Genomic DNA, 13744 nt, shown 5'->3' on the forward strand with positions numbered 1-13744 from the left:
CCGCATTCTACCCACTTTCAGTGACCATCGGGCACCGTGAGCGCTTTGACGGTCTAGGGCCTGTCGCTATACTGCGCGTCAACTCCACGGACAAAAGAGCCGAGCTCAAGTGAACCGGCCTACGCCAGTAAAAACCGACAACTTCTTCCTGCTGATCTTCCGGGCACTGCGTCACCGCCGTGTACCGATTGCATTGCGCATCGCCAGCCATAACGTGATCCTGGTCGCCCTGGCCCTGGTCATCTATGCCGGTGTGATGGGCCTGCAGTTCAAGCAGGCCATGCACGAGCAGGCGGATGCGCTGGGCGAAAGCCTGACCACGCAGACGGCCACCTCGGCCACCGAGCTGTTGGTGTCCAATGACATCCTCAGCCTCAATGTGCTGCTCAATAACCTGACCAAGAACAAGCTGGTGGCCCACGCCGCCATCTACAGCCCGGACAACCGCATCCTCGCCGAATCCGGCCAGCGTCCCAAGCATGGCCTGCTGGGCGAAGCCGAGGGCATGTACCAGAGCAAGATCACCTTCCAGGACGTGACTGCCGGGCAATTGCGCATCAGCCTGGACATGGACCAGTTCCAGCAGCCGATGACCATCAGCCTGCAAAGCATGGGCATTCTGAGCGCCATCCTGCTGGCTTTGTCCCTGGCCCTGAGCCTGCGCATGGGGCGTTATCTCTCAACGCCACTGCTGCAATTGCGGGTATGGCTGCGCAATATCGACGAATACACCCCGGCCACCGACCGCCAGGACGAAATCGGCGACCTGGCGCGCCAGCTGCACGCCAACTTCGCCCCGGAGCCCGCCCCTGTGCCGGAACCGGAGCCGGAATTCGACGACATGGATGACGAGGCCGACCCGGCCTTCGAAGTCCGTAACCTGCGCGACCCGAGTTTCGACGAGAGCCGTCCGGTAGCGGCGCTCAAACCAGCGCCACGGCAGATCGTCAGCACCGTCGAAGACGACGATGATGAAGACCCGTTCGCCGATCTGCGCGACGAGTCGCTCGACAGCGCCCCACAACCGGTGGTTCGCAAGCCCACGCCGAACGTGCCGCAACACAGCGCGGTGCTGGCGGTGCAACTGGGCTCCCAGGAGCAACTGCGTCGCCTGCCGCGGGCACGTCTTGAAGAACTGCTCGAACGCTATCGCGATTGCCTCGACCAGGCCGCCTCGCTGTATCAGGGCGAAGTAGAGACCTTGAACGATGGCAGCACGTTGATGCTGTTCCACACAGAAGACAGCGGCGACGATTACCTGACCAACGCCATCTGCTGTGGCGAACTGCTGCGGGCCCTGGGCCACCAGTTGCAGATCGAAGTCGCGGACAGTGGCATCACCCTGCAATTGCAACTGGGCCTGACCCTGGGCGACGAACTGTTCGGCCTGAGCCAGATCGACCTGCTGCTGACCGATCCCGCCCAGGACGCCCTGGCCCTGTCGCAACACAGCCGCAACCTGCTGCTGGTGGAGCGCAAGATCAGTGACGACGCGTTGATCCGCCAGCGCGCACGGATCCGCCCGATTGCCAGCCCTGAGGGGGCTTGCTGCGTGGAGCGGTTGATGGAGCCGTATCCATCGATGCTGGAGCGGCAATTGGCGCGGATGCATGAGCGCCGCGCGTAGGAGCTGCCGAAGGCTGCGATCTTTTAGCCTTTGAGCCTGCAAGCCCGTAGATGAGCGATCGCCTGCGGGCTTTTTTGTGGCCTGCTCTGGCCTCTTCGCGGGCAAGCCCGCTCCCACAGGGGACGTGGTCGTACACAAGATCTGTGTTCACAGAGATAATTGTGGGAGCGGGCTTGCTCCGGGCGGCGTTCCGACGAAGAGGCCGGAACTGACGCCAGATATCTCCATCCTGCAGAAACAACAAAGCCCGCATCTATGCGGGCTTTGTTTCAAATCCATCCAGCCTTAGAAGCGGAACACTTCCATATCCGTACGAATCGGCGCGGCCATCGGGATCTTCGGCTGCTTTTCCTGTTCTACCGCAGGTGCTGGCGCCTTGGCTGCCGGCTTGCGCGGGGCTTCGGCGATCGGCGGCTGATTGGCCAGGGGCTTGAGCGCCACCGACAATTGCTCGGCCAGGCGTTGCAACAACACGCCCTGTGCCTGGACCTGAGCCGCCGTGGTACCGGCATGCTGTTCCTGCAAATGGATGATGCGGTTGTCGCGGACCTGCCCGCGACGGTCGATCAGGCGCCATTGCGCGTCGAGGATCGCCGGCTGTTTTTCACCCGAATCCAGGCGCGTGATAGTCAGCAGGACCTGGACGTCCGGTGTAAAGCCCAGTGTTGCCGGGGCCAGCACTACGCGCTGGCTGTCCAGGCGACCTGCGACCTGACGCAGTAGCAGTTGATCGATATCCGACGAAAGGCTGCCAGCCCAACGACCGTCGGTCGAGGCTTGCAGGCTGCCATCGGGCTGGCGCTGCAACAGGGTTTCGCGTTGCAGGTAGTCGGCCACGGTCACAGGCCCCAACAAAACCGCCATGCCCGCGTTCTGTGCGGGCTGAACCGGACTACCCGCGTCCAGCTGATACAACGACACCGGTTGGTGAACGCTGCAACCCGCCAGGCCAAGAACGCCGGCGAGCAAAAGAATAAAAGGAAGGCGCAGAGCAGTCATCGTCCCATCCAGGTGATCGCAAAAAGGCTGATCACAGTGAAAATACTCAATAAATATGAAGAACGCGCGGCAGTGCCGGCGCTTGAAAGGCCATATCATCCGTGAATATGCGTTCCGACTCCAGCGCAAAGCGCCGAACTACGGGTTAAATCGTAGATCGGCGCCTCAAACTCGCGTTCTTCGGTCAACTGAACGCAGTAGCGCTCAGTTGACCGGGCTTTCGACGAGTAGCGCATCTACCCGCTGGAAGCCCCGCGGCAACTTATTGCCACGACGACCACGTTCACCCTTGTAGTGTTCGAGATCGTCCGTTTTCAGTGACAAGGTACGTTTCCCGGCCTGCAACACCAGTGTTGCACCGTCCGGCAATACGGCGATGTCCGTCACATACTCTTCACGACTGGCCACTCGTTCACCGGGGATCCCGATGATCTTGTTGCCTTTGCCCTTACCTAATTGTGGCAGGTCGCTGATCTTGAATATCAGCAGGCGACCTTCGGTCGTCACCGACGCCAGCCAGTTCTGCTCACGATCGGCCACAGGGCGCGGCAGCATGACCTTGGCGTTGTTCGGCAGGCTCAACAGGGCCTTGCCCGCCTTGTTCTTGGCTTGCAGGTCTTCACCCTTGACCACGAAACCGTAGCCGGCGTCGGAGGCAATCACGTACAACGCGTCGTCTTCGGGCATCAACACGCATTCGAAACTCGCCCCTGGCGGCGGCGTCAGGCGACCGGTCAGCGGTTCGCCCTGGCCACGGGCCGACGGCAAGGTGTGGGCGGCCACCGAATAACTGCGTCCGGTGGAGTCGATAAACACGGCAAACTGGTTGGAGCGCCCGGCTGCCAGCGCCTTGAAACCGTCCCCGGCCTTGTAGGAAAGCCCGGTGGCGTCGATTTCGTGGCCTTTGGCGGAGCGAATCCAGCCTTTTTCCGACAGCACCACCGTCACTTTCTCGTTCGGCAGCAGATCGTGCTCGGTCAGGGCCTTGGCTTCGGCACGCTCGACGATAGGCGACCGACGGTCATCGCCGTAGGTTTCAGCGTCCTTGATCAGTTCGCTGCGCACCAGTTTTTTCAACTTGGCTTCGCTACTGAGCAGGGCTTGTAGCTTGGCTTGTTCCTTGAGCAGTTCATCCTGCTCGGCACGCAGCTTCATCTCTTCCAGTCGCGCCAACTGACGCAGACGGGTATCGAGAATGTAGTCGGCCTGGATTTCGCTCAGGGCGAAACGCTCGATCAGCGCGGCTTTCGGGTGTTCCTCGGTACGGATGATGTGGATCACTTCATCCAGGTTGAGGTAGGCAATCAACAAACCGTCCAACAGGTGCAGGCGACGCTCGACCTTGTCGAGGCGGAATTGCAGGCGACGACGCACGGTCTGCACCCGGAACTCCAGCCATTCGACCAGCAGCGCCCGCAGGTTCTTCAGCTGCGGCTTACCGTCCAGGCCGATGATATTGATGTTGACCCGGTAGCTCGACTCCAGCTCGGTGCTGGCGAACAGGTGCTGCATCAGGGCATCGTGGTCGAAGTTTTTTCGCGCGCCCGGAATGATCACGATCCGGCACGGGTTTTCGTGGTCGGATTCGTCACGCAGGTCGGCGATTTGCGGTGCCTTGGACGGCTTGGCCTGCATCATCGCGGCGATCTGCTCAAGCACCTTGGCGCCCGAGACCTGATGTGGCAGCGCGGTGACGATGATGTCGCCGTCTTCGATGTGATACACGGCGCGCATGCGCACCGAACCGCGACCGGTTTCGTAGATTTTCAGCAGGTCGGCGCGCGGGGTGATGATTTCCGCTTCGGTCGGGTAGTCCGGGCCCTGGATGTGTTCACAGAGCTGTTCGACCGTGGCCTTGGGCTCGTCGAGCAAACGCACGCACGCCGTGGCGACTTCCCGCAGGTTGTGCGGCGGAACGTCGGTGGCCATGCCCACGGCGATACCGGTGGTGCCGTTGAGCAGGATATTCGGCAAACGTGCCGGCAACACCAGCGGTTCGTCGAGGGTACCGTCGAAGTTCGGGCCCCAGTCCGCCGTGCCCTGGCCCAGCTCGCTGAGCAGCACTTCGGAATAACGCGACAGCCGCGCTTCGGTGTAACGCATGGCGGCGAAGGACTTGGGATCGTCCGGCGCACCCCAGTTGCCCTGGCCGTCGACCAGCGTGTATCGATAGCTGAACGGCTGGGCCATCAACACCATGGCTTCGTAGCAGGCCGAGTCGCCGTGGGGGTGGAACTTACCGAGCACGTCACCGACGGTACGCGCCGATTTCTTGTGCTTAGAATCGGCGTCCAGCCCCAACTCGCTCATCGCATAAATAATGCGGCGCTGTACCGGTTTCAGACCGTCGCCGATATGCGGCAAGGCACGGTCCATGATCACGTACATGGAGTAGTTGAGGTAGGCATTTTCGGTGAAGTCAGCCAGTGACCGGCGTTCTACACCGTCCAGGCTGAGATCAAGGGAGTCGCTCATGCGGGCCTCATCGGTTCGTTGTCTGGCGCAGCAGCATGGTGCCACCGCGCTGGGTAAATTCAAGTTTGTTCAGTGCGCTCATGCCGAGCAACACCTGATCGCCGTGCAGCCCCGGGGCCACCAGTGCGCGTACATCCCGTAGCACGATGTCGCCCAGTTGCAGGCGCTCGATACGGGTGCGATAGCCCTGGCTCAGGCCGTTGGCCGTGCTCAGGGTCACGCCGAATCCTTCTTCGAGCTTCAAGCGCTTGGCCAGGCCCGCCGGAATCGACACATCGGTCGCCCCGGTATCGAGCATGAAGTCCACCGGCTGGCCGTTGATCTGGCCGCTGGCGACGAAATGCCCCTGCACATTGCTCACCAGTTTCACCTCGATGAAACCTTCGCCCTGCTCCGAACTGACCACCACATTCGGATTTTGCTGACGCGCTTCCCACTGGGCGAAAAACCGCGTGGCCAGAAACAGCGCCGCACACCAGGCCAGCACCATGAACACCCGGCCGATACGCTGCCCCGGGCTTTGTTGTCTCATGGCCTGGCACTCCAGCCACCTTCCGGTGCGGCGAAGCGCCAGACCACCGGGCGGACTTCGCCATCGGCGCGCGCGCCGAAGTTATTGTCGACACCGATCCAGGCGCCATCGGCATCCACGATCAACGCTTCTTCCAGCCCGTAGTTCTGTGAATAACGACGGCTCTCCTCCAACAACTCGGCGGCGTACGACCAGCAGCGCTCGACCTTGGCCGTCTGCGCATCCCGGCGACAGATCTGGAAGGCATTGCGGTCAAGGGTGAACAGCTTGCCGTTGAACAGCGACAGGTCAGAAAAATCCCGCGGGACAGGCTTGGCACGGGGAAACTGCTCGGGCTGCATTTCCATGCCCGCCTCGCTCAGCAGCACGCAACCACCGTCGCAATCCCACAACGTCTGCTGGCGCTTGATCATCAGTAACCCCCGGCCTTGACGCTCGGCGGCGAGCCACATCCGATCCCCCGCCGGATTGATCACCAGCCCTTCGAACAGCGCATTGAATTGCAACAGCAGGCCTCTGGCCCGTGCCTCGCGAACCATCATCGGCGAAATTTTAAGCCAGGTGGCAGGCCCCGTTGGCGGCACTTGCAAGACAGCGGCATGGCCTTCGCTGACGATGTAGCGATTGCCGGCGCTGTCACAGGTGATGCCTTCGAAGTCCAGATCGCCGCCACGCACGAACGAAGCCCCCCAGACGCGAGACTTCAGCCCCCAGGGTAAACCGCTGTCCGGTACCGTCGGTACGTCGATGTGCACCGTTTGTGCCTGCCACACGGATTCGCGGGTATCGAGGCGGTAGATCTGGCCATCGTCGCGGTCGGAAACCGCCCACAGGTCATTGCCGCACTGCGCCAGCCCGGACAGGTTGCCGCCGCGCATGCCGTCGATGACATGCCCGGACAACACGCGCAGCTGTGGCGCCGGCTCGGCGGATACCGTAATCGACGTCAGCAGCAACCCACAGGCCAGGGCAAAGCCCAGACGCATCAGCCCAGCACCTCGGCCAGGTTGCCCTTGGACTCCAGCCAGGTCTTGCGGTCACCGGCGCGTTTCTTCGCCAGCAGCATATCCATCATTTCCGAGGTGGCCTCGAAATCTTCCAGGGTCAACTGCACCAGGCGCCGGGTGTTCGGGTCCATGGTGGTTTCGCGCAGCTGTGGCGGGTTCATTTCGCCCAGACCCTTGAATCGGGTGACCTGCGGCTTGCCGCGCTTCTTCTCGGCCACCAGGCGATCGAGGATGCCATCGCGTTCGGCTTCATCGAGGGCGTAGTAGATCTCTTTGCCCAGGTCGATGCGGTACAACGGCGGCATCGCGACATAGACGTGACCGGCATCCACCAACGGGCGGAAATGCTGGACGAACAAGGCGCAGAGCAAGGTCGCGATGTGCAGACCGTCGGAGTCGGCGTCGGCGAGGATGCAGATCTTGCCGTAGCGCAGCTGGCTCATGTCCGCCGCGCCCGGATCGACGCCGATGGCCACGGCGATGTTGTGCACTTCCTGGCTGGCCAGCACTTCACTGCCGTCGACTTCCCAGGTGTTGAGGATCTTGCCCCGCAACGGCAGGATCGCCTGGAACTCCTTGTCCCGCGCCTGCTTGGCGGAACCGCCGGCGGAATCACCTTCCACCAGGAACAGCTCGGAACGCATCGGGTCCTGCCCGGCACAGTCAGCCAGCTTGCCCGGCAGCGCCGGGCCTTGGGTAATGCGTTTGCGCTCGACCTTCTTGCTGGCCTTGAGGCGACGGCCAGCGTTGTTGATCGCCAGTTCCGCCAGCAGCATGCCGGTTTCCGGGTTGGCATTGAGCCACAGGCTGAACGCATCCTTGACCACACCGGAGACGAACGCCGCCGCTTCACGGGACGACAGGCGCTCCTTGGTCTGGCCGGAGAATTGCGGTTCCTGCATCTTCATCGACAGCACGAAGGCGATGCGCTCCCAGACGTCTTCCGGCGCCAGCTTCACACCACGCGGCAACAGGCTGCGGAACTCGCAGAACTCGCGCATGGCGTCGAGCAGGCCCTGGCGCAAACCGTTGACGTGGGTGCCGCCCTGGGCGGTCGGGATCAGGTTGACGTAGCTTTCCTGCACCGCGTCGCCGCCTTCCGGCAGCCACAGCAGCGCCCAATCCACCGCTTCCTTGTTACCGGCAAAAGCGCCACAAAACGGCTCGTCCGGCAGGCGCTCGAATTCGTTGACCGCATCCACCAGGTAGGAACGCAGGCCGTCTTCGTAATGCCATTCGACTTTCTCGCCGGTGGCCTTGTCTTCAAAGCTGACCAGCAGCCCCGGGCACAACACGGCCTTGGCCTTGAGCACATGCTTGAGGCGGCTGATGGAGAATTTCGGGGAGTCGAAGTATTTCGGATCCGGCGCAAAGTACACGCTGGTGCCGGTGTTGCGCTTGCCGACGGTACCGATCACTTCCAGCTCGGTCTTTTTGTAACCGTCAGCGAAAGTCATCTGATATTCGTTGCCGTCACGCTTGACCCGCACCCGCACTTCGGTGGACAAGGCGTTAACCACGGAAATACCCACCCCGTGCAGACCGCCGGAGAACTGGTAGTTCTTGTTGGAAAACTTGCCACCGGCATGCAGCTTGGTGAGGATCAGCTCGACACCCGAAACACCTTCCTCGGGGTGAATGTCCACCGGCATGCCACGGCCGTCGTCGCTGACTTCCAGGGAATGGTCGGCATGCAGGATCACCTGCACCGATGAGGCATGCCCGGCCAAGGCTTCGTCGACACTGTTGTCGATGACTTCCTGGGCAAGGTGGTTCGGCCGACTGGTGTCGGTGTACATGCCGGGGCGTTTGCGCACCGGGTCGAGGCCCGAGAGGACTTCGATGGCGTCTGCGTTATAAGAGCTAGCGCTGGGAGTGGCCATGGGGTCTCGTCGTCAGTGTTCGGTGAAAAAAGAATTCATGGGGCTATCGCTCACAATGCGGTGAAATCGATTGCCTGATACAAATCGGCGCCAATGCCGGCAAAACTCAACATGGCCGGCAGTTGCGTGGCAAAACCCTGGAAACCGTGATCGCCGCCGGCCTGGATACGCAAGGCGCATGCCCGGTAATACTGCTGGGCGAGGCGATAGTCCAGCGTTTCGTCAGCTGTCTGCAACCATACCTGATAACGCTGTGGATCCTGGGGCGCCGGCACTTCCAGTTCGGCCAGGGCCGTCACGTGGTCGTGGGTCATTTCCCAAGTCTCTTCGGTATACAGGTTTTTCTGCGTCCCCAGAAAGCCGTCGAACATCCGGTGCGGGCTGACGGCAGGGTTGATCAACAGGGCTTTCAAGCCAAGGCGCTCGGCCAGGTGAGTGGCATAGTAGCCGCCGAGCGAGCTGCCGACCAGCAGTGGCCGCCCCAGCTCGGCAATCGCCTGTTCCAGCTGCTCGATAGCCTGACGCGGATGGTGGTGCAACGCCGGAACGCGCAAGTGTTCGCTCAGGCCCAGACGCTCCATCACCTCGACCAACTGACAGGCCTTCTTCGACAACGGCGAGCTGTTGAAGCCGTGGATATAAAGGATCGAACCGGACATTTGAGCTCCCTGTGCGTCGGCTAAAGAGTCGGAGTTTACAGGGACCTGGGGGAATCGGGGATATCCGCGGAATTCACGGCGTCTGTGTAGACGCCTTCGCGAGCAAGCCCGCTCCCACACTGGGCCTGCGTCGGTCACAAGCCCCCCCTGTGGGAGCGGGCTTGCTCGCGAAGGGCGCAACTAGGTTTTCCAGAAAAAATGAAAAATCAGTAACCGCTGGAACCGTAATCCACAGTGAAATCAAACCCGGTCACCCGCTCCACCCCGGTTTCCAGCCGCCCGTCGGGAAGCAACCGCAGCCAGCGATAGCCCGGCGCCTGTTCCCCGACCTTGAAATCCTCGCTGCCGGGTTCGAACTGGATGCAGGTCGACGGCGAGGCGATCAGACGTACGCCGTTACGTAATTGATCGATTTCCTGGTGCACATGCCCCCACAGCACGGCACGCACCTGTGGAAAACGATCCAGCACTTCAAAAAACGCCTCGGGATTGCGCAGACCGATAGGCTCCATCCAGGCGCAACCAATCGAAACCGGGTGATGGTGCAAGCACACCAGATGATGACGTTCCGGCGCTTCGCTCAACGAGCGGGCGAGCAACTGCAGCTGTTCATCCTGCAAATATCCCGGCACCGAGCCTGGCACCGCCGAATCGAGCAAGGTGACCCGCCAGTTGCCGATATCCACCACAGGTTCCAGCAAAGCGCTCTGCACCGCCGCCTCGGCCATGATCCGTGGCTCGTCGTGATTGCCGGGAATCCAGCGCGCCGGTGCATCGAGCTGACGCGTCATGTCGCGAAATTGTTGGTAAGACTCCAGCGTCCCGTCCTGGGACAGATCACCCGTGGCCAGGATCAAGTCAATCCGTGGCTGTTGCGCGCGCACCAGCTCGATGACCTTTTGCAGGCTGTCGCGGGTGTTCATGCCCAGCAACGCGCCGTCCACTTCGGCAAACAGGTGGCTGTCGGAGAGTTGCACCAGCAACGCCGGATCGGCGGTGGTCAATGTGGATACGCTCGGCAAGGCGTTCTCCCAGGGCGTGATCACGGGGATGGGTAAGTGCCGCAATTATGCTGGGGGACGATCGAAAGAGGAAATCTGTGAACCTGACGCAGTTCACAACTGCGCTTCACAACTAACGTACGACTTCGTACTCATGCCCCAGCGCCAGGCAATGGCTCAGCCATTCGCCCAGAAACATGTTCAGCTGGGCCTTTTCGTCCGGCTGGTGCATCGAGGCATTCGGGTAAGGATAGATGCCGCGAAAGCGTCGTGCATGTTCGGCGCTGACCACTTCGGCCATGCGCGCGTCGTGATAGACCTGCACTTCCAGTTGCGGCACCGGCAGCCAGGGCAGGCTGTGCTCCTGACGCACTTGCAGGGTCGTGGTGTAAGGACAGGTCAGCAGGACTTCCAGGGCCAGCACACCGAGCATCTGATCGCCATGGGTCACGGCGATGCGCCGCGCGGCGGGCTCGCTGCGCATGTCCGGCAGCAGTCGCATCAAGCGCGCGTAGTTCGCCTCGCAGGACGCTTGCAGCCCCACCAGGTCCACCCGATAGCGATCGCGCAGCTTGTTTACGACCATAACCCCCTCACTTCAACGCGGTTCAAAGCCAGCCATTGCAAGGCAATGATGCTCGCCGCGTTGGCAATACGCCCGTCGCGCACGGCTTGCAGGGCATCTTCGAAAGCCCAGACCGTGACGCGGATGTCTTCTGCCTCTTCCTCCAGCCCATGCAGGCCGCCAACCCCGGTAGTGTCGCAACGCCCCAGGTACAGATGCACGAATTCGTTGCTGCCGCCCGGCGATGGAAAGTATTTGGTGATCGGCCAGAGCGCCCCGATTTCAAGCCCAGCTTCCTCCTGCGCCTCGCGGTGAGCAACTGCTTCCGGCACTTCATCCTTGTCGATCAGACCAGCGACCAGTTCGATCAGCCACGGGTTGTCGGTCTTGTCCATGGCGCCGACGCGAAACTGCTCGATCAGCACCACTTCATCGCGCTGCGGATCGTAAGGCAGCATGCACACTGCGTCATGGCGAACGAACACTTCGCGATTGATCTCGCGGCTCATGCCCCCGGCGAACAATTCGTGGCGCAAGTGCACGCGTTCGAGTTTGTAGAAGCCCTCGTAGCACTTTTCGCGCCGCACGATATCAACGGCGGTCGGAATGGCGTTGGCAAAATCCGTCATGACTATCCTCTTTTACTGCAAGTCCTGTTCGAGGTGCTTTTTTCCTGGGCCTCGACTTCGCGCCATCCTAACGCGCCCGTGACGTTTGATGCAGCCCCTTTCCTGTCAGCGGGATGGACGGTGAGGGCGAAACCCACTCTAATTAGCTTAGTGGCGAACTGACTGCTTTGTTGAGAGTCGAAGCCGGTAACTTTTTGCCTTCCCCTGTTTCAGAAAGGACGCTCATGTCGCTTTTCAAAATCGCCTCCGTGGCCGCTATCGCCCTGACCCTGGGCGCTTGCGCGAGCCTGTTCCAGCCCAACTACCGGACGCCGCTGGAGACCACCCGCGACGCCTCCGAGAAACTCAAGCCCGGTTGCAGCAATCCGGATTGCCCGCTGGTCAACATCGACACCCTGCACTTCCCGGACGAGCCTGCGCTGGACGGAATCATCGAAAAGCGCCTGCTGCAAATGACCCGCACCTCGCCCGACGCGCCGGTTGCCCCGACCCTGGCGGCCTATCGCGAAGAGTTTTTACGCACCGCCGGCCCGCGCTTCAGCAGCTATCTGCAGGCAAAGGTACGTGAGCAGCATGACGGCTTGGTGATCGTCGAATTGTCCAGCTACCTGGACACCGGCGGTGCCCACGGCACCCCAGGTCGAGGTTTCATCAACTATTCACGCCAACAGCATAAAGTGCTGACACTGTCGGACATGCTGGTGCCAGGGCAGGAAGACGCATTCTGGAAAGCCGCGCAAGTGGCACACAACAGCTGGCTGATCAGCACCAAGCTCGATCAGGAACCGGAGTTCGTGAAGAGCTGGCCGTTCCAGAAAACCCAGAACGTGGCGCTGACCTACGGCGGGGTGATCCTCAAGTACGAAACCAGCACCATCGCGCCTTACGCGCTGGGCCATGTCGAACTGAAGATCCCCTACCCTCGCCTGAACGGCATCATCAAGCCCGAGCTGTTTCCCGGCCGTAACTGAAGGCCCGGCCCAGCACTAGCTGGAGCAACCCTGCCACGACCAGTGCCGGCAGGGTTGCGCCGATATCCGGATACAGGTTGGCCAACAAGTGATAGGTGCTGACCCCGCCCAGCCAGGCAAGCAGCGCCGGCCAGCACAGTGCGGCCGAGGCCACCTGGGCACTGCGCTTGCGCAGGATGAAGTGGTCAACCAGCACCACGCCGAACAACGGCGCAAACACCGAGCCGATCAGCAGCAGGAAGTTCTGGTACTGGGCTAACGGCGCCAGCAGGGCAATCAGCGTGCAGATAACGCCGATGGCCAGGGCCAGGTGCTCGACCTTGGCGCGCAACAGAATCCCGCTGGACACCGCCGCCGAGTGAATATCGGCAAAGGCGTTTTCCGATTCATCCAGAAGAATCAGCAGCAGTGGAATCCCCAGGCCGGCACCGGCCAGCGCCAGCAGCAAGGCATTGACTTCACCGCTCGGCGCGAACGCCAGGGTATAGGCCACGCCCAGGCTCATCAGCCAGAAATTACCGATGAAGAAACCGATGGCGGTGCCACCGAAGACGTTTTTCGCCCGCTTGCCGAAGCGCGAGTAGTCGGCGATCAGCGGCAACCACGACAGCGGCATGGCAATGGCGATGTCGAAACCCACGGCGAACGGCATCGAACCGTCACCGGCCTGGGCCCACAATGCGGCCAGATCAGCCTTGGCGAACAGGTTCCAGGTCAACCAGGTGCACGCGGCCAGCAGCAGCCAGATGCCCCATTTGCGCAGGATCTGCCGGACGAACGTCAACGGGCCGCTGACAGCCAACAGGGTCGCCAGCGCACCGAAGAACAGCGTCCACATTATCGGATTGGACAGCCAGCTACCGTCGCTGAACGCCTTTGCGCCCAACAGACTGGCGGCGTCGCGCATGACGATGATTTCGAACGAACCCCAGCCGATCAATTGCAGCAGGTTCAGCACCGCCGGCAGGCTCGCGCCTTTGGCACCGAGGCTGAGCTTGAGCGCGGCCATCGACGACAGGCCAGTGTCACTGCCAATCACGCCAACCGCGGCCAGCAGCAAAACGCCGACCAGGGTGCCGAGGAAAATCGCCAGCAACGAACCGGACAGGCCCAGGCCTGGCGCGAGCAATGCGCCGGTCTGCAACACCATCAGGCCGATGCCGAGGGAGAACCACAGGGAAAACAGGTCGCGACCGCCGAACACACGATTGTCGGTCGGCACCGCGATATCGGGAGAATAAGTGCTGGGTTGAATGCTCAAGGGTGTTATCTCAGAGGGACACATTTTGTTATTCGGATCTTCGCTGACTGGTCTGACGCCATCGCGAGCAAGCTCGCTCCCACAGAGGAATGCATTCCAATGTGGGAGCGAGCTTGCTCGCGATGGCGGCGGTGA

12 protein-coding genes are annotated in these 13744 nt (G+C 61.6%); 2 read left to right on the top strand and 10 right to left on the bottom strand.

What is annotated here, in order from left to right:
- Positions 1–109: 109 nt before the first annotated feature.
- Positions 110–1627, top strand: coding sequence for an AhpA/YtjB family protein (locus ASD95_RS21400; RefSeq protein ID WP_056725493.1), 1518 nt, complete (start codon positions 110–112; stop codon positions 1625–1627).
- Between the two features lie 285 nt (positions 1628–1912).
- Here ASD95_RS21400 and ASD95_RS21405 read toward each other — a convergent pair whose 3' ends face one another.
- From ASD95_RS21405 to ASD95_RS21445, 9 genes are all read right to left on the bottom strand, one after another.
- A complete protein-coding gene (locus tag ASD95_RS21405) occupies positions 1913–2626 on the bottom strand; it encodes a PqiC family protein (RefSeq protein WP_056725495.1) in 714 nt (237 codons plus the stop codon).
- A 204-nt stretch (positions 2627–2830) separates the two neighbouring features.
- On the bottom strand, positions 2831–5101 hold the full coding sequence (gene parC, locus ASD95_RS21410) for a DNA topoisomerase IV subunit A (protein ID WP_056725497.1): 2271 nt from the start codon (positions 5099–5101) through the stop codon (positions 2831–2833).
- Between the two features lie 7 nt (positions 5102–5108).
- On the bottom strand, positions 5109–5633 hold the full coding sequence (locus ASD95_RS21415) for a retropepsin-like aspartic protease family protein (RefSeq protein WP_056725499.1): 525 nt from the start codon (positions 5631–5633) through the stop codon (positions 5109–5111).
- Positions 5630–6619 (bottom strand): esterase-like activity of phytase family protein, encoded by a 990-nt coding sequence (locus tag ASD95_RS21420; RefSeq protein ID WP_056725501.1) that lies wholly within the window; start codon positions 6617–6619, stop codon positions 5630–5632. The genes ASD95_RS21415 and ASD95_RS21420 overlap by 4 nt, the downstream gene beginning before the upstream one ends.
- Positions 6619–8523, bottom strand: coding sequence for a DNA topoisomerase IV subunit B (gene parE / locus ASD95_RS21425; protein ID WP_056725503.1), 1905 nt, complete (start codon positions 8521–8523; stop codon positions 6619–6621). Before parE ends, ASD95_RS21420 begins: the two co-directional genes overlap by 1 nt.
- A gap of 50 nt (positions 8524–8573) precedes the next feature.
- Complete coding sequence (locus tag ASD95_RS21430) at positions 8574–9182, bottom strand: YqiA/YcfP family alpha/beta fold hydrolase (RefSeq protein ID WP_056725505.1); 609 nt, start codon at positions 9180–9182, stop codon at positions 8574–8576.
- A gap of 206 nt (positions 9183–9388) precedes the next feature.
- Positions 9389–10204, bottom strand: coding sequence for a 3',5'-cyclic-AMP phosphodiesterase (gene cpdA / locus ASD95_RS21435; protein ID WP_056725508.1), 816 nt, complete (start codon positions 10202–10204; stop codon positions 9389–9391).
- A gap of 112 nt (positions 10205–10316) precedes the next feature.
- Positions 10317–10769: a DUF1249 domain-containing protein gene (locus ASD95_RS21440; RefSeq protein ID WP_007977461.1), complete on the bottom strand. Its 453-nt coding sequence runs from the start codon at positions 10767–10769 to the stop codon at positions 10317–10319.
- On the bottom strand, positions 10760–11377 hold the full coding sequence (locus ASD95_RS21445; protein WP_056725510.1) for an NUDIX domain-containing protein: 618 nt from the start codon (positions 11375–11377) through the stop codon (positions 10760–10762). The genes ASD95_RS21440 and ASD95_RS21445 overlap by 10 nt, the downstream gene beginning before the upstream one ends.
- Positions 11378–11601: 224 nt before the next feature.
- On the opposite strand from ASD95_RS21445, the gene ASD95_RS21450 reads away from it, so the two are divergent.
- Positions 11602–12348 (top strand): RsiV family protein, encoded by a 747-nt coding sequence (locus ASD95_RS21450; RefSeq protein ID WP_056725512.1) that lies wholly within the window; start codon positions 11602–11604, stop codon positions 12346–12348.
- On the opposite strand, the gene cytX is transcribed toward ASD95_RS21450, so the two are convergent.
- Positions 12317–13609 carry a putative hydroxymethylpyrimidine transporter CytX gene (cytX, locus tag ASD95_RS21455; protein WP_056725514.1) on the bottom strand — a complete coding sequence of 431 codons (1293 nt, stop codon included), beginning with the start codon at positions 13607–13609 and terminating at the stop codon, positions 12317–12319. The genes ASD95_RS21450 and cytX overlap by 32 nt on opposite strands.
- Positions 13610–13744: the final 135 nt, after the last annotated feature.

It is taken from the genome of Pseudomonas sp. Root71 (assembly GCF_001429045.1).
GTDB lineage: Bacteria > Pseudomonadota > Gammaproteobacteria > Pseudomonadales > Pseudomonadaceae > Aquipseudomonas > Aquipseudomonas monachiensis.